Consider the following 19,740-nt stretch of genomic DNA (forward strand, 5'->3'; position numbering starts at 1 on the left):
TGGTGTGCAGCAGGCCATCCGCCAGCATGCCCGCGTCGCAAGACGCGAACATGACGCGCGAATGTGCGCGGGACAATGCCCCGCGCGAAGCTCGACCGATTGCGCAGCGTGGTCCGACGGGCTGAAACGCTCAGCGTTGCGCGAGCAACATACCGCGCAGATCGTCGAACACCTGTTCGGCGCTCAGTTGCCGCAGGCAGTTCAGATGGCCCAACGGACATTCGCGCTGAAAGCACGGACTGCACTCGAGATGCAGCCATTGTACCTTTGCGAGGTCCGACAAGGGCGGTGTGTGGCGCGGATCGGTCGATCCGTACACGGCGACGAGCGGCCGGCGCAGCGCAGCCGCGACGTGCATCAGGCCGGAATCGTTCGTGACGACGGCGCTTGCCCGCGAGATCAGCGCGCAGGCTTCGCCCAGCGCCGTCTGACCGCACAGGTTGCGCACGTTCGGCGCGCGGTCGGCGATGGCCTGGGCGATGGGTGCGTCTTTCGGCGAACCGAGCGCGACGATCTTCGTGTACGGGAACGACTGGCCGACCATCTGCGCAAGCGCTGCGAAGTGCTCGGGCGGCCAGCGCTTGGCCGGGCCGTACTCGGCGCCGGGGCAGAACACCAGCAGCGGCACGCGCGTGTCCAGATTGAAGCGCGCCGACACGCGCGACGCCTCGTTCAGATCGGCGTCGAGCCGCGGCACGGGCAGATCGTCGGGCACCTTCGCGCCGGGCGCGTAGGCGAGCGCGGCGTAGTGGCCGACCATCGGCGGACGCTCGTCCTTGCGCGGATTCGCGTGCCGCACGTTGAGCAGACCGTAACGGCTTTCGCCCGTATAGCCGATGCGCAGCGGAATGCTTGCCATCCACGGAATCAGCGCGGACTTCAGCGAATTGGGCAGCACATAGGCGGCGTCATAACCGACGTCGCGCAGATCGCTCGCCAGTTGCCAGCGGCGCAGCATCTGCAGCTTGCCGTGCGCGAGGTCCGTGGCGTAGACATCGCGGATCTCGGGCATCCGTTCGAGCACGGGCGCGACCCAGCTGGGCGCGACGGCATCGATCGCGATACGCGGATGCAATTTCACGAGGCGCGCAAACAGGGGCTGCGCCATCAATGCGTCACCGATCCAGTTCGGTGCGATAACCAACGCGCGACGCATCAGGGTGAGTTTCCGATGTCGAAAATAAGGCGCCGCGCGCTCGAGGCGCGCGGTGCCGGAGTTGTCAGGAACAGGGACTGCAGCTCAGGCTATATCGGCACGCGCGGCGGGAAATTCAGCTCCCCATTCGCCCCATGGGACGACACGCGGCGCCGCAGCCCGTGCGGCAGACAAAGCGACTCAGGTTTCAGTGACCCTTGATCACTTCGCCGTCGCGCAGCTTGTAGCGCGTGCTGCAATACGGGCAGCGCGCTTCGCCATGCGTCACGTCGATAAAGACGCGCGGATGGTTGCTCCAGCGCGGCATCGACGGGTTCGGGCAATACGCAGGAAGGTCTTTCGCCGTCAATTCGACCAGCGGCATTTCCTTGATTTCGCTCATAGGGACTTTCTCGTTGTGTACAGAAAGCGGGCGCGTCCGGCTTCTTGCCGCGACGCGCCCGCTGGAATCAGATCTTCGTCAGCCAGTGCGCGTACTTCGCGCTCTTGCCATTCACGATGTCGAAGAAGCCCGACTGCAGCTTCTCCGTGATCGGGCCGCGCGTGCCCGAGCCGATCGTGCGGTTGTCGAGTTCGCGGATAGGCGTGACTTCGGCGGCCGTGCCCGTGAAGAAGGCTTCGTCGGCCGTATAGACTTCGTCGCGCGTGATGCGCTTTTCGATCACTTCGATGCCCGCGTCCTTCGCCAGCGTGATGACCGTGTCACGCGTGATGCCGTCGAGGCACGACGACAGGTCAGGCGTGTACAGCTTGCCGTTGTTCACGAGGAAGAAGTTTTCGCCCGAGCCTTCCGACACGTAGCCGTCCACGTCGAGCAGCAGCGCTTCGTCGTAGCCGTCGGCGGTGGCTTCCTGGTTCGCGAGGATCGAGTTGACGTACCAGCCCGACGCCTTCGCGCGGACCATGGAGACATTCACGTGATGGCGCGTGAACGACGACGTCTTCACGCGGATGCCCTTCTTGATGCCGTCTTCACCGAGATACGCGCCCCACGGCCATGCCGCGATGGCAACGTGGATGGTATTGCCCTTGGCCGACACGCCCAGCTTTTCCGAGCCGACCCAGATGATCGGGCGCAGGTAGCACGACTCCAGCTTGTTCTCGCGCACGACTTCGCGCTGCGCGGCGGCCAGCGTTTCGTGGTCGAACGGAACGTCCATCTGGAAGATCTTGGCCGAGTTCAAGAGGCGCTTGGTGTGCTCCTGGAGACGGAAGATCGCCGTGCCGCCGTCAGCCGTCTTGTAGGCGCGTACGCCTTCGAAGACGCCCATGCCGTAGTGCAGCGTATGGGTGAGGACGTGGATCTTGGCGTCGCGCCAATCGATGAGCTTGCCATCCATCCAGATCTTGCCGTCGCGGTCGGCCATTGACATACGGTTCTCCAGGCAGTGCGGGTTCGAGTGTGACGTCTGATCGTGACGTCGGCTTGTGACGTACGACCAGGGTGCCGGTTTTGGGTATTCGAAGCGTGGCGCGACCACGACAGATGCGCGCGGGCCACGCGGCGAAAAGCGCTATTTTAGCTTCTTTTGCACAAGCAACGGGCATTCGCGGGCACCCCGGACGCTATAATCCGGCGGTCGCTGAAAACTAACCGGATGCGCCAGCGGCTCTTTCACGTTTCTGGCGCTGATCTCCTGTCATCGTGGCGTTTGTCGCGCCGCGCTGCATTCGCCTCATGCCCGCTCGCTTGTCCGATCTCGACCGCCGTGCCTTCCGTGATGGCGCGCGCGCCTACTCGCCAACCCTGATGGCGATCTTCTCCTGGGGGCTCGTAACGGGCATTGCGATGAGCAAGTCGGTGATGACCGTGCCGCAATCGCTCGCGATGTCGCTGCTGGTCTACGCGGGCTCGTCGCAACTGGCCGTGCTGCCGCTGATGCTCGCCAAGCTGCCCGTCTGGACCATCCTGCTCACGGCTGCGATGGTCAACACGCGCTTTGTGATCTTCAGCGTGGGCCTCGCGCCGCACTTTTCCTATCTGCCGTTGCACCGGCGCCTGCTGGTTGGCTATTTCAACGGCGACGTCATCTATCTGCTGTTCCAGAAGAAGGGTTTCCAGCCCGGTTACGTGCCGGGCAAGGAAGCGTATTTCTGGGGCATGGCCGTTTCGAGCTGGCTGTCGTGGCAGGTCTCGTCGATCATCGGCATCCTGCTCGCCAGCCTTTTCCCCGATAACTGGGGCCTCTCGCTTGCCGGCACGCTCGCGCTGATCCCGGTGATGGTGTCGGCGATCTCGTCGCGCTCCACCCTGGCGGCCGTGAGCGTCGCGGGCATCGTCGCGCTGATCGCGTTCGATCTGCCGTACCGGTTGGCGCTGCCGCTCGCGGTCATCTCGGCGATCATCGCGGGCACGGCCGCCGACGCGATGGTCGAGCGGGCAGACCTGCGCCGCATCCGCAACCGCACGGAGAACCCGCGATGAGCACCTTGCAGATCTGGCTCGCGATCCTCGGCATGACGTTTGTCACAGCGCTGACACGCGCACTGTTTCTGATCGGGGGTGAGCGCACGGTGCTGCCGGAGCGCGCGCAACGGATGCTGCGCTATGCGCCCGCCGCAGCGCTCGCGGCTGTGGTCGTGCCGGACGTGCTGGTGACGGACACTGGTGTGTCGATTGCACTGTCGAATCACGAGTTGTACGGCACGCTCGCGGGCCTCGCGTGGTTCCTTTGGCGGCGCACGATGCTCGGCACGATCGTCGTCGGAATGCTGGTGTTCACCGCGCTGCGGCTGATTTTCTGAGGCGCACTACGGGTTTCAGGCGAACGCGCGTGCGGATGTTGCGCTGCAATATCGCGCAACGCCCGCTGTGACCGGCAAATACTGGGATTCGCTCGGACAGGCTTAGATCGGTGTGACGATCGGTTAAAATAGCCGTCTCCCGGAATTTGCGCGAAGCCGCCGGCACCGTTCGTGAGAGGCCGTTCGCGCAGCGTCCGCACCGCCTTCCAATCAACCGCATATCAATCATGAAACAGGTATTGCGTCTCTCCGATCTGATCGCCGAAGGCAAGCTATCCGGCAAACGCGTGTTCATCCGCGCCGACCTGAACGTGCCGCAGGACGACGCCGGCAACATCACCGAAGACACCCGCATCCGCGCCTCCGTGCCCGCCATCAAGTCCGCGCTGGACGCGGGCGCGGCCGTCATGGTCACGTCGCATCTGGGTCGCCCGACGGAAGGCGATTTCAAGCCCGAAGATTCGCTCGCGCCCGTCGCGAAGCGTCTGGCCGAACTGCTCGGCCGCGACGTCCCGCTGGTGCAGAACTGGGTTGAGAACGGCGTGAATGTCGCGCCGGGCCAGGTCGTGCTGCTCGAAAACTGCCGCGTGAACAAGGGCGAAAAGAAGGATTCCGACGAGCTCGCGCAGAAAATGGCGAAGCTCTGCGACGTCTACGTGAACGACGCGTTCGGCACCGCGCACCGCGCCGAAGCCACCACGCACGGCATCGCGAAGTACGCGCCTGTTGCTTGCGCCGGCCCGCTGCTCGCGGCTGAACTCGAAGCGCTCGGCAAGGCGCTCGGCGCGCCGAAGCGCCCGCTGATGGCGATCGTCGCGGGTTCGAAGGTGTCGACCAAGCTGACCATCCTGAAGTCGCTGGCCGACAAGGTCGATCAGCTGATCGTCGGCGGCGGCATTGCGAACACGTTCATGCTGGCGGCTGGCCTGAAGATCGGCAAGTCGCTGGTCGAAGCGGATCTGGTCGAAGAAGCGAAGGCGATCATCGAATCGGCGAAGGCGCGCGGCGCATCGGTGCCGATTCCGTCGGATGTCGTGACGGCCAAGGAGTTTTCGCCGACGGCGCAAGCCACTGTCAAGAAGGTCGCGGACGTCGAAGACGACGACATGATCCTCGATATCGGACCGGACACGGCCAAGGCGTTGGCTGGCCAGCTGGAAAAGGCCGGCACGGTGGTCTGGAACGGCCCGGTCGGCGTGTTCGAATTCGACCAGTTCGGCAACGGCACGAAGACGCTCGCTGAAGCGATCGCCAAGTCGTCGGCGTACTCGATTGCGGGCGGCGGCGACACGCTCGCGGCCATCGCCAAGTACGGTATCCACGACAAGGTGAGCTATATCTCGACGGGCGGCGGCGCATTCCTCGAGTTCCTCGAAGGGAAGAAGCTTCCGGCAGTCGCAGTGCTGGAATCGCGGGCCTGATAATGGCGACGCGCTCCCCGAACAAGCCTCAGAAGACGCGCAACGCGTCGCGCACGGCAGCGACAGGGGAGCGCGCAGCGCGCTCCGCGCAAGCGCTGCAATCCGAGGTCGCAGCACAGGCGGCCTCGCAACATTCCGCTAACGCGCCAGTGGCACAGACCGCAGCCGTTACCGAAGACCTGTATACCGAACTGGCTGTCATCGATGTCGCGCAACAAGACGCGGCAGATACGGCACAAGGTTCAACCGCAACGGTGTCTCTCGCCTCAAACACCGAAGCCGATGCATCTGGACTCACGGCGCAAGAAGCGCCGCGGGCGGCAGATATCGCAGCAGTCCCCCACGATTCGACGCCGGACCTTCAAGGTTCGAAGGGAACGAACGGCGCACCACCCCATGTAGCACCTGTCGTTGCGCAGCCTCCGCATCCGACTCCCAACGTTCATCCCAGCGATCTCATCCAGACGAGGAGACTCATGCATCGCGCCACCAAGATTGTCGCAACCATCGGCCCCGCATCCAGCACGCAGGACATCCTGCTGCAGATGATTCAGGCGGGCGCCGACGTGGTGCGTCTCAACTTCTCGCACGGCACCGCCGACGATCATCGTCAGCGCGCGGAGTTCGTGCGTGAAGCGGCCCGGCAGGCAGGCCGCGAGGTTGGCATCATGGCCGACCTGCAAGGCCCGAAGATTCGTGTCGGTAAATTCGAAAACGGCAAGACCACGCTGGTCGCCGGCAACACCTTTATCCTCGACGCCGAGTGCGAACTCGGTAACGACGACCGCGTCGGCCTTGACTACAAGGACCTGCCGCGCGACCTGAAAGCCGGCGACACGCTGCTGCTCAACGACGGCCTGATCGTGCTGACCGTCGCGCGCGTGATCGGCAGCGAGATTCACACGGTTGTGAAGATCGGCGGCGACCTGTCGAACAACAAGGGTATCAACCGCCAGGGCGGCGGCCTGACGGCGCCGGCGCTGACCGCGAAGGACATGGAAGATATCCGCACGGCGATGTCGCTGGGCGCGGATTACGTGGCCGTGTCGTTCCCGAAGAACGCGACGGATATGGAAATGGCGCGCCAGCTCGCGAATATCGCGGGCGCGCCGTACGGCATCAAGCCGAAGATGATCGCGAAGATCGAGCGCGCCGAGGCGATTCCGGCGCTGCAAGGCATTCTCGACGCATCGGACGGCATCATGGTCGCGCGTGGCGACCTCGCGGTCGAAGTCGGCAACGCGGCCGTGCCCGCGCTGCAAAAGCGCATGATCAAGATGGCGCGCGACGCGAACAAGTTCGTCATCACGGCCACGCAGATGATGGAATCGATGATCCACGCTCCCGTGCCGACGCGCGCGGAAGTGTCGGACGTCGCGAACGCGGTGCTGGACGGCACGGACGCGGTGATGCTGTCGGCGGAATCGGCTGCGGGCAAGTACCCGGTGCAGACCATCGAAACGATGGCTGCCATCTGCGTCGAAGCCGAGAAGTCCGAGCACGTCGAGCTGGACAAGGATTTCCTCGACCGCACGTTCACGCGCATCGACCAGTCGATCGCCATGGGCGCGCTGTTCACCGCTTACCACCTGGGCGCCAAGGCGATCGTCGCGCTGACGGAGTCGGGCTCGACGGCGCTGTGGATGTCGCGTCACTGGACGCACGTGCCCATTTTCGCGCTGACGCCCCGTACGGGCAGCGAGCGCGCGATGGCGATCTACCGCAACGTGACGTCGCTGCATCTGGACACCAGCAGCGACCGCGACATCGCGCTCGCGCAGGCGCTCGAAGTGGTGGTCGGCAAGGGCTACGCGGCACGCGGCGACATGGTCGTGCTGACGGTGGGCGAGCCGATGGGCCAGGCAGGCGGCACGAACACGCTGAAGATCGTGCGTGTGGGCGAGCCGGTCTGAGCGCAGCAAGATGAGCCAGCCATGACCCGTTGAAGCAGCGGGTCATGGCAAGCCGCAACGGCACGCGTGAAGCAGAGTGCCGTGTCCCGCCAAGAGAGGCGGCGCACCGGGTTTGGGAGAGTGCGCTCGGGACACGGTCTGCTTCACGGTAAAATTGCACAAAAGTGCACAAATAGATGCCGTCGGCACAGATTTCGTTTCAATCTATGGAGTAATCAATGCCTCTCGTATCAATGCGTCAACTGCTGGACCATGCCGCCGAACACGGTTATGGACTTCCGGCATTCAACGTAAACAATCTGGAGCAGGTGCAGGCCATCATGGCGGCGGCCGATCAGGTCAACGCGCCGGTGATCATGCAGGCGTCGGCAGGCGCGCGTAAGTACGCGGGCGAGCCGTTCCTGCGTCATCTGATCGAAGCTGCTGTCGAGTCGTATCCGCACATTCCGGTCGTGATGCACCAGGATCACGGCCAGTCGCCGGCAGTGTGTATGGCCGCGATCCGCAGCGGGTTCACGAGCGTGATGATGGACGGCTCGCTCGAAGCCGACGGCAAGACGGTGGCGTCGTATGAGTACAACGTCGATGTGTCGCGCAAGGTCGTTGAAGCCGCGCACTCGATCGGCGTGACGGTTGAAGCGGAACTGGGCGTGCTCGGTTCGCTCGAAACGATGATGGGCGACAAGGAAGACGACCACGGTGCGGAAGGCGCGATGACGCGCGAGCAACTGTTGACCGACGTCGAGCAGGCGGCGGACTTCGTGAAGCTGACGCAATGTGACGCACTGGCCATCGCAATTGGCACGTCGCACGGCGCGTACAAGTTTTCGAAAAAGCCGACGGGCGATATCCTGTCGATTCAACGCATCAAGGAAATTCACCAGCGCATTCCGAACACGCACCTGGTGATGCACGGTTCGTCGTCGGTGCCGCAGGAACTGCTGGCCGAGATTCGCGAATTCGGCGGCGACATGAAGGAAACCTACGGCGTGCCCGTCGAGGAAATCCAGACGGGCATCAAGTTTGGCGTGCGCAAGATCAATATCGACACCGATCTGCGTCTTGCCATCACGGGCGCGATCCGCCGCTACATGGCGCAAAACCCGTCGAAGTTCGATCCGCGCGACTACCTGAAGCCGGCTCGCGAAGCCGCGAAGAAGGTCTGTGTGGACCGGTATCTGGCGTTCGGCTGCGAAGGCCAGGCGTCGAAGATCAAGCCGGTCTCGCTGGACAAGATCGCTGAGAAGTACAAGTCGGGCGAGCTCGCACAAGTCGTTCGCTAGGCGGCATTCGGGCGTGGGGTTTGCGCCCGTTGGTTCGCTGTTCGCGTAGTACGCGCCTGGCCATCTGGCCAGGTTGTCGTCAGATCGCCGTTCCCGCAATATCGGGGGAACGGCGTTTCCCTTTTGTTCCGGGCAGTTTTTTTGCCCCATTTTTGTGAATCACGACGATGTCTACCCTCTACGAATCCACGCTCCGCTCGCTGCCGCTGCTCGGCCGCGGCAAGGTCCGCGACAACTACGCGGTGGGCAACGACCAGCTGCTGATCGTCACGACGGACCGTCTGTCCGCGTTCGACGTCATCATGGGCGAGCCGATTCCGGACAAGGGTCGCGTGCTGAACCAGATGGCGAACTTCTGGTTCGACAAGCTCAAGCACGTCGTGCCGAATCACCTGACGGGTGTTGCCCCCGAAACTGTCGTCGCACCTGATGAAGTCGAGCAGGTGAAGGGCCGCGCAGTCGTGGTCAAGCGCCTCGAACCGATTCTCGTCGAAGCCGTGGTGCGCGGTTACCTGGCCGGCAGCGGCTGGAAGGACTATCAGGCAACGGGCGCCGTGTGCGGCGTGCAGTTGCCCGAAGGTCTGCAGAACGCGCAGAAGCTGCCCGAGCCGATCTTCACGCCGGCAGCGAAGGCCGAAATGGGCCACCACGACGAGAACATCACGTTTGATGAGATGGAACGCCGCATCGGCACCGAACTGTCGGCGACGATCCGCGACATCTCGATCCGCCTGTACAAGGAAGCGGCTGATTACGCAGCCACGCGCGGCATCATCATCGCGGACACGAAGTTCGAATTCGGTCTGGACGACAAGGGCCAGCTGTATCTGATGGACGAAGCGCTGACGGCTGATTCGTCGCGTTTCTGGCCGGCGGATCAGTACCAGGTCGGCACCAACCCGCCGTCGTTCGACAAGCAGTTCGTGCGCGACTGGCTCGAAACCCAGCCGTGGAAGAAAGAGCCGCCCGCACCGAAGCTGCCGGACGAGGTCGTCACGAAGACGGCAGAGAAGTATCAGGAAGCGCTCGAGCGCCTGACGGGTCAGAAGCTCGCCTAAGCGCAGCGCATACGGAAAAAGCAAGATGAGTGAAGTTCAAGCACATACGCATAACGCGCCCGTCGTCGGCGTGCTGATGGGTTCCAGCTCCGACTGGGACGTGATGAAGAACGCGGTCGCGATCCTGCAAGAGTTCGGCGTGCCTTACGAAGCGAAGGTCGTGTCCGCTCACCGCATGCCGGACGAAATGTTCGCCTATGCTGAAAGCGCACGCGAACGCGGCATCCGCGCGATCATTGCGGGCGCGGGCGGCGCGGCGCATCTGCCGGGCATGCTCGCTGCGAAGACGACGGTGCCCGTGCTGGGCGTGCCGGTTGCCAGCAAGTATCTGAAGGGCGTCGATTCGCTGCACTCGATCGTGCAGATGCCCAAGGGAGTGCCCGTCGCGACGTTCGCGATCGGCGAAGCGGGTGCGGCGAATGCGGCGCTGTTTGCAGTTTCGCTGTTGAGCGGCACGTCGCCGGAATACGCGGAGAAGCTCGCCGCATTCCGCGTGCGCCAGAATCAGGCGGCGCATGCAATGACGCTGCCGCCGCTGTAATACCCAGTCGTCCAACTTCGCAGTTCAATGTTTCACCCGGCCGATCCCCACATCGGCCGCGACCGACCACCAAGATGAATCCAGACAACACTCCGGTATCACCGATTCTGCCCGGCGCATGGCTCGGCATGGTCGGTGGCGGCCAGCTTGGCCGCATGTTCTGCTTCGCCGCGCAGGCGATGGGCTATCGCGTTGCCGTGCTCGATCCGGACGAAACCAGTCCGGCGGGCGCCGTCGCCGATCGCCATCTGCGCGCTGCCTACGACGACGAAGCGGCCCTCACCGAACTCGCGCGGCTTTGCGCGGCGGTGTCGACCGAATTCGAGAACGTGCCCGCAGCGAGTCTCGACTTTCTCGCGCGCACGACGTTCGTCAGCCCGGCTGGGCGCTGCGTCGCCGTTGCGCAGGACCGTATTGCGGAGAAACGGTTTATCGCGTCGTCGGGCGTGCCGGTTGCGCCGCATGTCGTGATCGAATCGTCGGATGCGCTCGCCGCGCTGGATGACGCAGCGATCGAAGCCGTGCTGCCGGGCATCCTGAAGACGGCGCGCATGGGCTACGACGGCAAGGGTCAGGTGCGGGTCGGCAACGCGGCCGAAGTGCGCGCCGCGCATGCGTCGCTGGGTGGCGTCGCTTGCGTGCTCGAAAAGCGTTTGCCGCTGAAGTTCGAAGTGTCGGCGCTGATCGCGCGTGGCGCGACGGGCTGCTCGGCCGTCTATCCGCTTGCTCAGAACACGCATCGCAACGGCGTGCTGTCGCATACCATCGTGCCCGCGCCTGATGCGAACGCAACGCTCGTCGAGCAGGCACAGCAGGCCGCGCTGCAGATTGCGGACAAGCTCGGCTATGTCGGCGTGCTGTGCGTCGAGTTCTTCATTCTCGAAGACGGCTCGCTGGTCGCCAATGAAATGGCGCCGCGTCCGCACAACTCCGGCCACTACACGGTCGATGCCTGTGCGACGAGTCAGTTCGAACAGCAGGTGCGCGCGATGACGGGCATGCCGCTTGGCGACACGCGCCAGCATTCGCCGGCCGTGATGCTGAACATCCTCGGCGACGTGTGGTTCCCGGTCAACGCGAAGGGCGAGAAGCCGACGGCCGCCGTCACGCCGCCGTGGCACGAAGTCGCGGCGATGCCGGAAGCGCGTCTGCATCTGTACGGCAAGGAAGAGGCACGTCCGGGCCGCAAGATGGGTCACGTGAACTTCACGGCTGCGACGCTCGAGCACGCGCGTTCGGCCGCGCGAGATTGCGCGCGTCTGTTGCATATCCCGACGAGCTGAGCACGAGCCTGTATGCCGGATCAAACGAAACCTGCCGATGTGACATCGAGCGTCGGCGCTGACGAGATCGCGCGCGCCGCGGCGCTGCTCGATGCGGGACAACTCGTCGCGTTCCCTACCGAGACGGTCTATGGACTCGGCGGCGATGCCGAAAGTCCTGATGCCGTCGCGCGCATTTATGCGGCGAAGGGCAGGCCGGCGAATCATCCAGTGATCGTGCATCTCGCGCCTGGCGGCGATCCGAATTATTGGGTCGAGCAGTTGCCGTCCGACGCGCAGCGTTTGATCGACGCGTTCTGGCCGGGTCCGCTTACGCTGATTCTCAAACGCGCTGCGCATATTCCTGCCGCGGTGAGCGGAGGGCAGGATTCGGTTGGATTGCGATGTCCGTCGCATCCGGTTGCGCAGGCGTTGCTGACTGCGTTTAGCGCGTTGCGCAACGGGCATGGCGGCGTGGCTGCGCCGTCGGCGAATCGTTTCGGGCATGTCAGTCCGACCACCGCACAGCATGTGCGCGACGAGTTCGGCGACGCGATTCATGTGCTCGACGGCGGCTCGTCGGATGTGGGCATCGAATCCACAATTGTCGATCTGTCGCGCGGTTTTCCTGCGTTGCTGCGGCCGGGCCATGTCACGCCGCAGGACATCGCCGACGTGCTCGGCGAAATGCCGCGTCTGCCGGATGGTTCGGACGCGAGCGCGCCGCGTGCTTCGGGTACGTTGAAGGCGCACTACGCGCCACGTACGCCGCTCGCGCTCTTGCCGTTCGATGTGCTCGAGCCGTTGCTGGCTGCGCGCGCGCCCGGCGAACGCGTTGCGCTGGTTGCGCGCGTTTCGCGTGCGGGACGCTGGGCGGAAGCGGAAGGGGTGCACTTTGTCGCCGCGCCGGAAGATCCGCATCTGTATGCGCGCGATCTCTATGGCTTGCTGCGCGCGCTGGATCGTGCAAACGTCTCGCGGATTCTGATCGAGAAATTGCCGGATACGATCGAATGGATTGCCGTTAATGACCGGTTGGGTCGCGCAGCGGCGGCATTCGAGGCACAGGACGCCTGACGTGCATCTGCACGTTCGCAAAGCAGACGCATCAAAACAAAAAGCCCGGTTCGCAAGAGCCGGGCTTTTTTCCTTCAGGACGAACGGGAATTACTTGCCCAGACCCGTCGCTGCGATCTTGCCTTCGACGAACGTCGCAAACGCGGCGTGTGCGTGAGTCGTCGGGTGGATCGTGTCGGCGAATACGTACGACTGGTCTGCGCCCGCGACCGTCAGCGTATTCGGCGAGCAGAACAGCGACGACGCGAACTGCGAGCCATACTGCGCCGCCGTCATGCCGCCCGTCAGCACGGACGGATTCGCCGTCGCGTAAGCCGTTGCGTTCGCGGCCATCTGCGTGATGTTGCAGGCCGTGCCCGTAGTGTTGCTAAAGCCTTGCGCCGACGGATTGGCCAGCAGCGGCGTGAGCCAGTCGCTGGTCGACACGTAGATGACCTTGGACGACAGTCCAGCCGTTGCCAGCGCCAGCTGTACCGCGCCGTTGTAGGTCGCGACGATGCCCGAAACGATCGTAGGCACCTGCGCCGACCCCAGCTGCGTGGCAAGCTGCGCCGCCAGCGGCGTCTTGCCGATGTCCGGCACGTCCATCACCACCACGTGCGTTGCGCCCTTCGCGAGGATCGTGCCGATCTGCGTCACGAGCGCCTGCGCCATCGGGCCGAGCGTCGTCCCCGCAACGCTTTGCACGATGGCGGAAGCCTGAGTCGGATTGGACGCGATCTGCGTCGAGATGCTGGTCAGCATTGCGGACAGGTTCTGCAGAATGTCGTTCGCGCCGCCGTTGATCAGCACGAGCTGATTCGCATTGAAGCTGCCGTGATCGGTCAGGTATTGCTGAACCTGTTGCGTGACGGGCCACGTGGTCGCTGCCTGGCTGTTGGGCGCATAGCCGTTGCCGTCGACGCGCGACACGTCGGAGCCGCCCTGCGCATAGCCCAGGCCGCCATTAGCCACCAGCGGCTTGCCGAAGCCGCCCACGAACGCCGGCGTCAACGTCCCGCCGTAGTATTCAGCAACCTTCTGCGTCCATACCTCGCCCGGATTCGTCGTAAAACGGCCACCGCCAAAGCTCGACGTGATCACGGGCGAATACGTGCCGACATCCGACAGGCTGTCCCCGAACGACACCACCTGCAGATTGACCCCGCCTGCCGGCGTGCTGCTCGCGTTGTTGTTATTGTTGTTGTCACTGCCGCCGCATGCGACGAGCGTGGCGAAGGCCGCGCATGCGATTGCGATGCGCGCGATACGCACGACGCCAGTGTTGTTCGATGCTTGCTTCATAAGGTCCTTATCTCCTCGTATGTACTCGGCCTTGTGCGATGTATCGCGTGAGCCATCTGTTGCAGGCTGTCGTCATGGCGACATGACGACAGCCTGCAAAACCTTCCCTGCTGATCGCGGCCTTTATGCGGCCGCGTTGTTGTTGTGTTGTGCGCGCTCGACGGACTCGTGAGCATTCTGTGTGCCGCGCAGGCTCGCGTGATATTGCGCGGCCCATGCGGGCGGCGCGAACAGCGCGCTCAGCCGGTTGCGCCAGCCGCGCACGCGCGCAAAGTCCTGCGCCATCGACGCCCATTCATGAAACGTCGCCTTCAGCGGGTTATACGTATAAAGCGGCTCGACGATGCCGTACACGGGCGGCTCGCTCGCATCTTCATCGACATAGCTGCCGAAGAGCCGATCCCAGATGACCAGCACGCCCGCGTAGTTGCGGTCGATATAACGGTCGTTGCGTGCGTGGTGTACGCGATGGATCGACGGCGTGTTGAAAACGTATTCGAGCCAGCCGAGCTTGCCGACGGACTGCGTATGCACGAAGAATTGAAACCCGAGATTGATCAGCACGATGCCGACGATCTGCTTCGGCGGAAAGCCGAGAAACGCGAGCGGGATCCAGAAGAGCCACATGCCCGCGACGGGATACATCAGGCTCTGACGAAACGCCGTCGAGAAATTCATCCGCTCCGACGAGTGATGCACGACATGCGCGGCCCACAGCCAGCGCACGCGATGGCTGCAGCGATGAAACACGTAGTAGAGCAGATCCTGCGCGACGAACAGCACGACGAACGATACCCATCCCGCATGCCAGTCGAACAGCCGGTAGTGCTCGTAGCAATACGCATAAACGGGAATGACGAACAGCCACGCGAGCTTGTCGGCGCCCTGGTGCATCAGCGCGAGCGCGGTGTTGCACAACGTGTCGCGCCAGCTGTACATACGCGCTTCGGGTTGCGTGCGCCGCGCGTGCCACGCCTCCCAGCCGATGCACGCGAGAAAGATCGGCGCCATGGCGAGCAGAAGCAATTCGGCATCGAATTGCATGACGTCTCCCTCCGAGGGTCCCTGCGGCTTCCTCGAAGGAAGCCGGCATTGTCTTTATTGTTTGAATGCGGCGCTGTCCTGCATGCGGCGTTTGCTATGTACGCCGTCACGCGTGTTTGTGTGCGCGTTTTTCATACTGCCCGACAGCGTACAACGGCTCGCGGCGCGCCGCGCACCGCTTCGCTAGAAGAAATCTTCAGTGCGCGCCGCGGCGCTGAGGGTTTTTCCTGATTTTGCGGCGCGGTTCGTCGGCGGTTTCTGTAGTGGCTGGAGCCGCCGTGCTGGCGAGCATCGCCGACGGTCCCTGATACACCCATTCGAGCAGTTCGTCATGCGCGGCGCGTGCGGCTTCTGCGTGCGGATCGTTGATCAGACTCACGACCACGTAACTTTGACCGTCGGCGGATGCGACATAGCCCGCGATCGCGCGCACGTCGCGCAGCGTGCCCGTCTTGATATGCGCGTTGCCGTTGACGGGCTTCGACGTCAGCCGGTTGCGCATCGTACCGTCGACGCCGACCACGGGCAGCGAATCGACGAACACCTGCGCAACAGGGCTCGCGTTCGCGGCCTGCAGCAGATCGGCGAGCGAGAGTGCCGTGATGTGTTCGTCGCGCGACAGGCCCGAGCCGTTGTCGAGGCTCAGGTATTCCATCGGCAGCGCGCTGCGATGCAGGAACGATTCGATCACGTCCGCCGATTTCGCGGGCGTGGCGGGCGGCTTGGTCATCGCGGCGCCGATCGTCAGGAACAGATTGCGCGCCATCGTGTTGTTGCTGAACTTGTTGATGTCGTGAACGATGTCCGCGAGCATCGGGCCCTGGTGCGTCGCGACGAGTTTTGCGTCGATGGGCACGGCGCCTTCGCGCGTCGTGCCGTTGAACGTGCCGCCCGTCTGCTGCCACAGCGCGAGGAAGCCGCCCGCGAAGAACTGCGTGTGATCGAGCACGGCCACGTTGACGGTGCGCTCGCCGCAACGCAGCGGATAGTCGCCGATGAACGACGCATTGACCACACCGTTCGCGGCCGGCGTGACGGCTGGCGTCACGAGTTCGCCGCGGCATGGACCGCGCGTCGCGCGCAGTTCGTTGTCGATCTGCAGTTGCGCGAGCGCGGGCAGCACGTCGATCTGCACCTTGCCGTCTTCGGATGGCGACATCGTGAACGACAGCGACTTGAACGCATACAGCAGCGGATCGGGACCGACGTTGTACGGCGAATTGACATCGTTGTCGAAGGCGGGCAGGTCGCGGGTCGATGGATCGAAGAAACGCTTGTCGAGCACGAGCGCACCGTCGATGCCCGTGATGCCCGCCTTGTGAATTTTCTGGACGAGATCGATCAGCTCTTCGGGAACGAGCTTCGGGTCTCCCGTTCCCTGGATATACAGATTGCCGTGCAGCACGCCATTGCCGTCGATATTGCCTTGCGCCCACGCCGTGGTTTTCCATCGGTAGTCGGGGCCGAGCAACGACAGGCCCGAGTACGTGGTGACGAGTTTCATCGTCGACGCGGGCATCATCGGCTTGCCGGCGTTCAGCGCGAGCAGGGGCGTGCGATCACCGACCTTTTCGACGATCACGCTGATCGACGACAGCGGCACGTGCGCGCGCTGCAATCCTGCCATCACGGCGGGCGGCAACACGGTGCTGACGTTGACGGCGGGCTGCTGTGCTTTTTTGCGGGCCTCGGCGGGAGCGGCGACGGCGAGCGCGGCGCAGGCGAACAGCACGGCGGCGGCGCGAGTTTTCGCGTTGAGTCCAGCCGCCGGTTCAGCGCGAGCCGAAGTCAGCGTTTTGAAACGACGCCCGAGCGAGCAGGCATACGACGAGGCTAATGAAACGAAAGCGAGCGGCATGAAGGGACAGGATCGGCGGTGAAATCGCGGCGCGGAAAGGTATATGCAAGCACGGGTTGAAATTTGCGCTGCACCGTGCAAAAGCGCTCATTGTAGAGAGTTGCTATGACGGTGCGAAAAAAATGATTTGTAGGTGTTTTTTGCGCGTCACGCGTGTAGGTCGTAATGTGCGAGGGCGGTATGTGATGGGCATTTTGTCTTGCGACGCTGGGTTTGGTTTGCTTAGCCTTGCGCGGGCATCCGCGTTTTGCTTTCATGCTTCACACGTCGCCCCTGTGCGGGGCGGCACTTACTTTCTTTGCCGCCGCAAAGAAAGTAAGCAAAGAAAGCGGGCTAACACCGCCCGTTCTTGACCACCGCCTGAGGGCCCCCAACGGTTCCTCTCCTTCGCACGGCAACCTCTCAGTCCCCGCCCGTTGCTAGCGCTCCGAACGGACGCCTCACCCACTTCAATCACCCGTAACGCAGCAAACGGCAGCGAATGGTTAATGCCGCCCAGGTGGCAAACTGTGTGTAGGTCGTAGTGCTTCACGCCTTGGCGCACTTACGACACCGATCGTGTTTTCCAGTCCGGAGTGAAGCGTGTACGCCGCGAACGCCGACACACAGTTTGCCGCAATAGAACGTGGGCAATCTCATGGCGCGGTTGTGACGCGGGAGTGTGAAGCGGGTGATGAGCCAGTTCGAAGCGCTGGCAGCGGGCATCGAGAAGGGAGATGCCGCGGACAGGACGGGGCTGCTGGGGGCCCGTGGGCAATTACAAGAATTGGCGGTGTTCAGCGGCTTTCTTTTGCCTACTTTTCTTTGCCGCGGCAAAGAAAAGTAGGTGCCGCCCCGCACAGGGGCGACGCGTGAAGCAGGCAAGACAAAACGCGGATGCCAGCAAAAACGACAACAAAAGCAAACCACCCCAGCGTCGCAAGACAAATCAAAATCAGGCAAAAACAAAACCCCAACCCTCCGCCGTGCGCAGCAAAAAAACCTTGAGCGCTAGAATGCTGAATCGAAAACGCCAAGTGCCAGAACAGCCAAACGGACAAAAACCCATGCGCATACTTCTCGTTGAAGACGACCGGATGATCGCCGAAGGCGTGCGCAAGGCGCTGCGCGGCGAGGGCTTCGCGGTCGACTGGGTGCAGGACGGCGAATCCGCGCTGAATGCGGTCGCGGGCCAGCCCTACGATCTCGTTCTGCTCGATCTCGGCCTGCCAAAGCGCGACGGTCTCGATGTCTTGCGCACGCTGCGCGCCCGCGGCAACCAGTTGCCCGTGCTGATCGTCACCGCGCGCGACGCCGTCGCGGATCGCGTGAAGGGCCTTGACGCAGGCGCCGACGATTACCTCGTCAAACCGTTCGATCTCGATGAACTCGGCGCACGGATGCGCGCGCTGATCCGCCGCCAGTCCGGCCGCAGCGAATCGACGATCCGCCACGGCAATCTCACGCTCGATCCCGCGTCGCATCAGGTCACGCTCGACGGCGCGCCCGTCGCATTGTCCGCGCGCGAGTTCGCGCTGCTTGCCGCGCTGCTCGCGCGGCCGGGCGCCGTGCTGTCGAAGAGCCAGCTCGAAGAAAAGATGTACGGCTGGGGCGAGGAGATCGGCAGCAATACCGTCGAAGTCTATATCCACGCGCTGCGCAAGAAGCTCGGCGCGGAACTGATCCGCAACGTGCGCGGGCTCGGCTACATGATCGCGAAGGAAGCCTGACACGATGCGTTCGATTCGCCGTCAACTGTTGTTCTGGCTGCTCGCTATCGTGTTGCTGGGTGTCGGTATCGCGGGCTGGCTGATCTACCGTCAGGCGCTCGCCGAAGCCAACGAACTGTTCGATTACCAGTTGCAGGAAATCGCCGCCGCGCTGCCCGCCGAGCCGTTTTCACAGGTGCTCAGTTCGCGTGATACAGGCGACGAAGGCATCGTGCTGCAGATCTGGAATCGCAACGGCGTGCTGATGTATTACTCGCATCCGCGAGCGCCGCTCGCGCCGCGCGCCGAACTCGGCTTTTCGACGGAGCGTACCGAGCGCGGCGACTGGCGCGTGTATGGCGCGATCGTCGGCGATAACGTCGTGCAGCTCGCGCAGCCGGTGTCGGTACGGAACCGGCTCGCGGCGAACGTCGCGCTGCGTACGCTGTGGCCGCTGATCGTGCTGCTGCCGCTGCTGGGCGTCGCGGTGTGGGGCGTCGTCGGACGAGGGCTCGCGCCGTTGCGGCGCGTGACAGGCGCACTCGACACGCGGCACCCCGAAGCGCTGGATCCTCTGCCCGACGCGCGTCTGCCGCTCGAAGTGCAGCCGCTCGTGCGCGCTTTGAATGCGCTGCTGGAACGGCTCGCCATCGCGCTCGATACGCAAAAAGCCTTCGTCGCCGATGCCGCGCACGAACTGCGCACGCCGCTCGCCGCCGTGCAGATCCAGTCGCAACTGGTCGCGCGCGCGCACGACGAAACCGAACGCCGCGAGGCATTGCAGGATCTGCAGGCGGGCGTCACGCGTGCGACGCGTCTTGCCGAGCAGTTGCTCGCGCTCGCGCGCTCCGAGCCGGACGGCCACGCGGCAACGGGCAGCGTCGATCTCAACGCGTTGATGCACGAATGCGTGACGGCCTATCTGCCGCTCGCGCAGGAACGCGGCGTCGATCTCGGCATCGAGGCGAGCGAGCCCGCCACCGTCGCCGGCGACGCGGAAGCGCTGCGCGTGATGCTCAACAATCTGATCGACAACGCAACCAAATACACGCCGGGCGGCGGGCGCGTCGATGTCTGCGTGCGCATCGAAAATGGCCGGCCCGTCTTGCAGATTGCCGACAGCGGCCCCGGCATTCCCGCTGACGAACGCAGCCGGGTGTTCGACCGTTTTTATCGCGTCGGCGCGGGCGCGAGCCGCGCACGCACCGACGTCGCCGGCAGCGGCCTCGGTCTTGCGATCGTGCGCCGCATCGCGCTTCAACATCACGCGCAGGTCTCGCTCGACGACTCCGCGTCGGGCGGGCTGCTGGTCAGCGTGCGCTTCTGAATCGCCCGCCCGGCGGGGGTTTCCGAAAGGCTTACATCGCGTAGGCGTTGTTTAAGATTGATTTAAGCGACGCCACGTACTCT

The 19,740-nt window shown here is 63.8% G+C and carries 19 protein-coding genes; 12 read left to right on the top strand and 7 right to left on the bottom strand.

The window, feature by feature from the left end; all coding sequences use genetic code 11:
- Positions 1-130: 130 nt before the first annotated feature.
- From waaF to G3O01_RS05875, 3 genes are all read right to left on the bottom strand, one after another.
- Positions 131-1,156 carry a lipopolysaccharide heptosyltransferase II gene (gene waaF, locus G3O01_RS05865; protein ID WP_205803575.1) on the bottom strand — a complete coding sequence of 342 codons (1,026 nt, stop codon included), beginning with the start codon at positions 1,154-1,156 and terminating at the stop codon, positions 131-133.
- 187 nt (positions 1,157-1,343) lie between these two features.
- The gene (locus G3O01_RS05870; RefSeq protein WP_205803576.1) at positions 1,344-1,538 is read right to left on the bottom strand and encodes a zinc-finger domain-containing protein; all 195 of its coding nucleotides are present in this window, start codon (positions 1,536-1,538) and stop codon (positions 1,344-1,346) included.
- A 67-nt stretch (positions 1,539-1,605) separates the two neighbouring features.
- Positions 1,606-2,529, bottom strand: coding sequence for a branched-chain amino acid transaminase (locus tag G3O01_RS05875; protein ID WP_205803577.1), 924 nt, complete (start codon positions 2,527-2,529; stop codon positions 1,606-1,608).
- Positions 2,530-2,834: 305 nt separating this feature from the next.
- Between G3O01_RS05875 and G3O01_RS05880 the strand changes: the two genes are divergently transcribed.
- The 9 genes from G3O01_RS05880 (at position 2,835) to G3O01_RS05920 (ending at position 12,456) form a co-directional block, all read left to right on the top strand.
- Positions 2,835-3,581, top strand: coding sequence for an AzlC family ABC transporter permease (locus G3O01_RS05880; protein ID WP_205803578.1), 747 nt, complete (start codon positions 2,835-2,837; stop codon positions 3,579-3,581).
- On the top strand, positions 3,578-3,901 hold the full coding sequence (locus G3O01_RS05885; protein ID WP_205803579.1) for an AzlD domain-containing protein: 324 nt from the start codon (positions 3,578-3,580) through the stop codon (positions 3,899-3,901). The genes G3O01_RS05880 and G3O01_RS05885 overlap by 4 nt, the downstream gene beginning before the upstream one ends.
- 227 nt (positions 3,902-4,128) lie before the next feature.
- On the top strand, positions 4,129-5,322 hold the full coding sequence (locus G3O01_RS05890) for a phosphoglycerate kinase (RefSeq protein WP_205803580.1): 1,194 nt from the start codon (positions 4,129-4,131) through the stop codon (positions 5,320-5,322).
- Between the two features lie 476 nt (positions 5,323-5,798).
- Positions 5,799-7,235: a pyruvate kinase gene (pyk, locus tag G3O01_RS05895; protein ID WP_205803581.1), complete on the top strand. Its 1,437-nt coding sequence runs from the start codon at positions 5,799-5,801 to the stop codon at positions 7,233-7,235.
- Positions 7,236-7,453: 218 nt separating this feature from the next.
- A complete protein-coding gene (fba, locus tag G3O01_RS05900; protein ID WP_205803582.1) occupies positions 7,454-8,518 on the top strand; it encodes a class II fructose-bisphosphate aldolase in 1,065 nt (354 codons plus the stop codon).
- A gap of 167 nt (positions 8,519-8,685) precedes the next feature.
- Positions 8,686-9,576, top strand: a complete 891-nt coding sequence (locus G3O01_RS05905) for a phosphoribosylaminoimidazolesuccinocarboxamide synthase (RefSeq protein WP_205803583.1) — start codon at positions 8,686-8,688, stop codon at positions 9,574-9,576.
- Between the two features lie 25 nt (positions 9,577-9,601).
- A complete protein-coding gene (purE, locus tag G3O01_RS05910) occupies positions 9,602-10,117 on the top strand; it encodes a 5-(carboxyamino)imidazole ribonucleotide mutase (protein ID WP_109478785.1) in 516 nt (171 codons plus the stop codon).
- 74 nt (positions 10,118-10,191) lie between these two features.
- Positions 10,192-11,400, top strand: coding sequence for a 5-(carboxyamino)imidazole ribonucleotide synthase (locus tag G3O01_RS05915; protein WP_205803584.1), 1,209 nt, complete (start codon positions 10,192-10,194; stop codon positions 11,398-11,400).
- Positions 11,401-11,412: 12 nt separating this feature from the next.
- Positions 11,413-12,456, top strand: coding sequence for an L-threonylcarbamoyladenylate synthase (locus G3O01_RS05920; RefSeq protein WP_205803585.1), 1,044 nt, complete (start codon positions 11,413-11,415; stop codon positions 12,454-12,456).
- A 90-nt stretch (positions 12,457-12,546) separates the two neighbouring features.
- Here the strand turns inward: G3O01_RS05920 and G3O01_RS05925 are convergent, their stop codons facing one another.
- From G3O01_RS05925 to G3O01_RS05940, 4 genes are all read right to left on the bottom strand, one after another.
- Positions 12,547-13,740, bottom strand: a complete 1,194-nt coding sequence (locus G3O01_RS05925; protein ID WP_205803586.1) for an SGNH/GDSL hydrolase family protein — start codon at positions 13,738-13,740, stop codon at positions 12,547-12,549.
- Between the two features lie 123 nt (positions 13,741-13,863).
- Entirely contained in the window at positions 13,864-14,784 is a 921-nt protein-coding gene (locus tag G3O01_RS05930) for a sterol desaturase family protein (RefSeq protein ID WP_205803587.1), read from the bottom strand.
- Between the two features lie 196 nt (positions 14,785-14,980).
- Positions 14,981-16,642 carry a D-alanyl-D-alanine carboxypeptidase/D-alanyl-D-alanine-endopeptidase gene (gene dacB, locus G3O01_RS05935; protein WP_205803588.1) on the bottom strand — a complete coding sequence of 554 codons (1,662 nt, stop codon included), beginning with the start codon at positions 16,640-16,642 and terminating at the stop codon, positions 14,981-14,983.
- The gene (locus tag G3O01_RS05940; protein ID WP_205803589.1) at positions 16,618-16,899 is read right to left on the bottom strand and encodes a hypothetical protein; all 282 of its coding nucleotides are present in this window, start codon (positions 16,897-16,899) and stop codon (positions 16,618-16,620) included. Before G3O01_RS05940 ends, dacB begins: the two co-directional genes overlap by 25 nt.
- Positions 16,900-17,315: 416 nt before the next feature.
- Between G3O01_RS05940 and G3O01_RS05945 the strand changes: the two genes are divergently transcribed.
- The 3 genes from G3O01_RS05945 to G3O01_RS05955 all read left to right on the top strand — a co-directional run bounded on the left by G3O01_RS05945 (position 17,316) and on the right by G3O01_RS05955 (position 19,657).
- Entirely contained in the window at positions 17,316-17,468 is a 153-nt protein-coding gene (locus tag G3O01_RS05945; protein ID WP_205803590.1) for a hypothetical protein, read from the top strand.
- Between the two features lie 220 nt (positions 17,469-17,688).
- Positions 17,689-18,351, top strand: a complete 663-nt coding sequence (locus G3O01_RS05950; protein ID WP_205803591.1) for a response regulator — start codon at positions 17,689-17,691, stop codon at positions 18,349-18,351.
- A gap of 4 nt (positions 18,352-18,355) precedes the next feature.
- The gene (locus tag G3O01_RS05955; protein ID WP_205803592.1) at positions 18,356-19,657 is read left to right on the top strand and encodes an ATP-binding protein; all 1,302 of its coding nucleotides are present in this window, start codon (positions 18,356-18,358) and stop codon (positions 19,655-19,657) included.
- Positions 19,658-19,740: the final 83 nt, after the last annotated feature.

It is taken from the genome of Burkholderia sp. Ac-20365 (assembly GCF_017104715.1).
Classification (GTDB): Bacteria; Pseudomonadota; Gammaproteobacteria; order Burkholderiales; family Burkholderiaceae; genus Paraburkholderia.

Coding starts and splice junctions, on each gene's coding strand:
- G3O01_RS05870 (WP_205803576.1), bottom strand. CDS start 1,538: ATGAGCGAAATCAAGGAAATGCCGCTGGTCGAATTGACGGCGAAAGAC.
- G3O01_RS05875 (WP_205803577.1), bottom strand. CDS start 2,529: ATGTCAATGGCCGACCGCGACGGCAAGATCTGGATGGATGGCAAGCTC.
- purE (WP_109478785.1), top strand. CDS start 9,602: ATGAGTGAAGTTCAAGCACATACGCATAACGCGCCCGTCGTCGGCGTG.
- G3O01_RS05930 (WP_205803587.1), bottom strand. CDS start 14,784: ATGCAATTCGATGCCGAATTGCTTCTGCTCGCCATGGCGCCGATCTTT.
- G3O01_RS05945 (WP_205803590.1), top strand. CDS start 17,316: ATGAGCCAGTTCGAAGCGCTGGCAGCGGGCATCGAGAAGGGAGATGCC.
- G3O01_RS05905 (WP_205803583.1), top strand. CDS start 8,686: ATGTCTACCCTCTACGAATCCACGCTCCGCTCGCTGCCGCTGCTCGGC.
- G3O01_RS05920 (WP_205803585.1), top strand. CDS start 11,413: ATGCCGGATCAAACGAAACCTGCCGATGTGACATCGAGCGTCGGCGCT.
- dacB (WP_205803588.1), bottom strand. CDS start 16,642: ATGCCGCTCGCTTTCGTTTCATTAGCCTCGTCGTATGCCTGCTCGCTC.
- fba (WP_205803582.1), top strand. CDS start 7,454: ATGCCTCTCGTATCAATGCGTCAACTGCTGGACCATGCCGCCGAACAC.
- G3O01_RS05925 (WP_205803586.1), bottom strand. CDS start 13,740: ATGAAGCAAGCATCGAACAACACTGGCGTCGTGCGTATCGCGCGCATC.
- G3O01_RS05915 (WP_205803584.1), top strand. CDS start 10,192: ATGAATCCAGACAACACTCCGGTATCACCGATTCTGCCCGGCGCATGG.
- waaF (WP_205803575.1), bottom strand. CDS start 1,156: ATGCGTCGCGCGTTGGTTATCGCACCGAACTGGATCGGTGACGCATTG.
- G3O01_RS05950 (WP_205803591.1), top strand. CDS start 17,689: ATGCGCATACTTCTCGTTGAAGACGACCGGATGATCGCCGAAGGCGTG.
- G3O01_RS05940 (WP_205803589.1), bottom strand. CDS start 16,899: ATGAAAGCAAAACGCGGATGCCCGCGCAAGGCTAAGCAAACCAAACCC.
- G3O01_RS05955 (WP_205803592.1), top strand. CDS start 18,356: ATGCGTTCGATTCGCCGTCAACTGTTGTTCTGGCTGCTCGCTATCGTG.
- G3O01_RS05880 (WP_205803578.1), top strand. CDS start 2,835: ATGCCCGCTCGCTTGTCCGATCTCGACCGCCGTGCCTTCCGTGATGGC.
- G3O01_RS05885 (WP_205803579.1), top strand. CDS start 3,578: ATGAGCACCTTGCAGATCTGGCTCGCGATCCTCGGCATGACGTTTGTC.
- G3O01_RS05890 (WP_205803580.1), top strand. CDS start 4,129: ATGAAACAGGTATTGCGTCTCTCCGATCTGATCGCCGAAGGCAAGCTA.
- pyk (WP_205803581.1), top strand. CDS start 5,799: ATGCATCGCGCCACCAAGATTGTCGCAACCATCGGCCCCGCATCCAGC.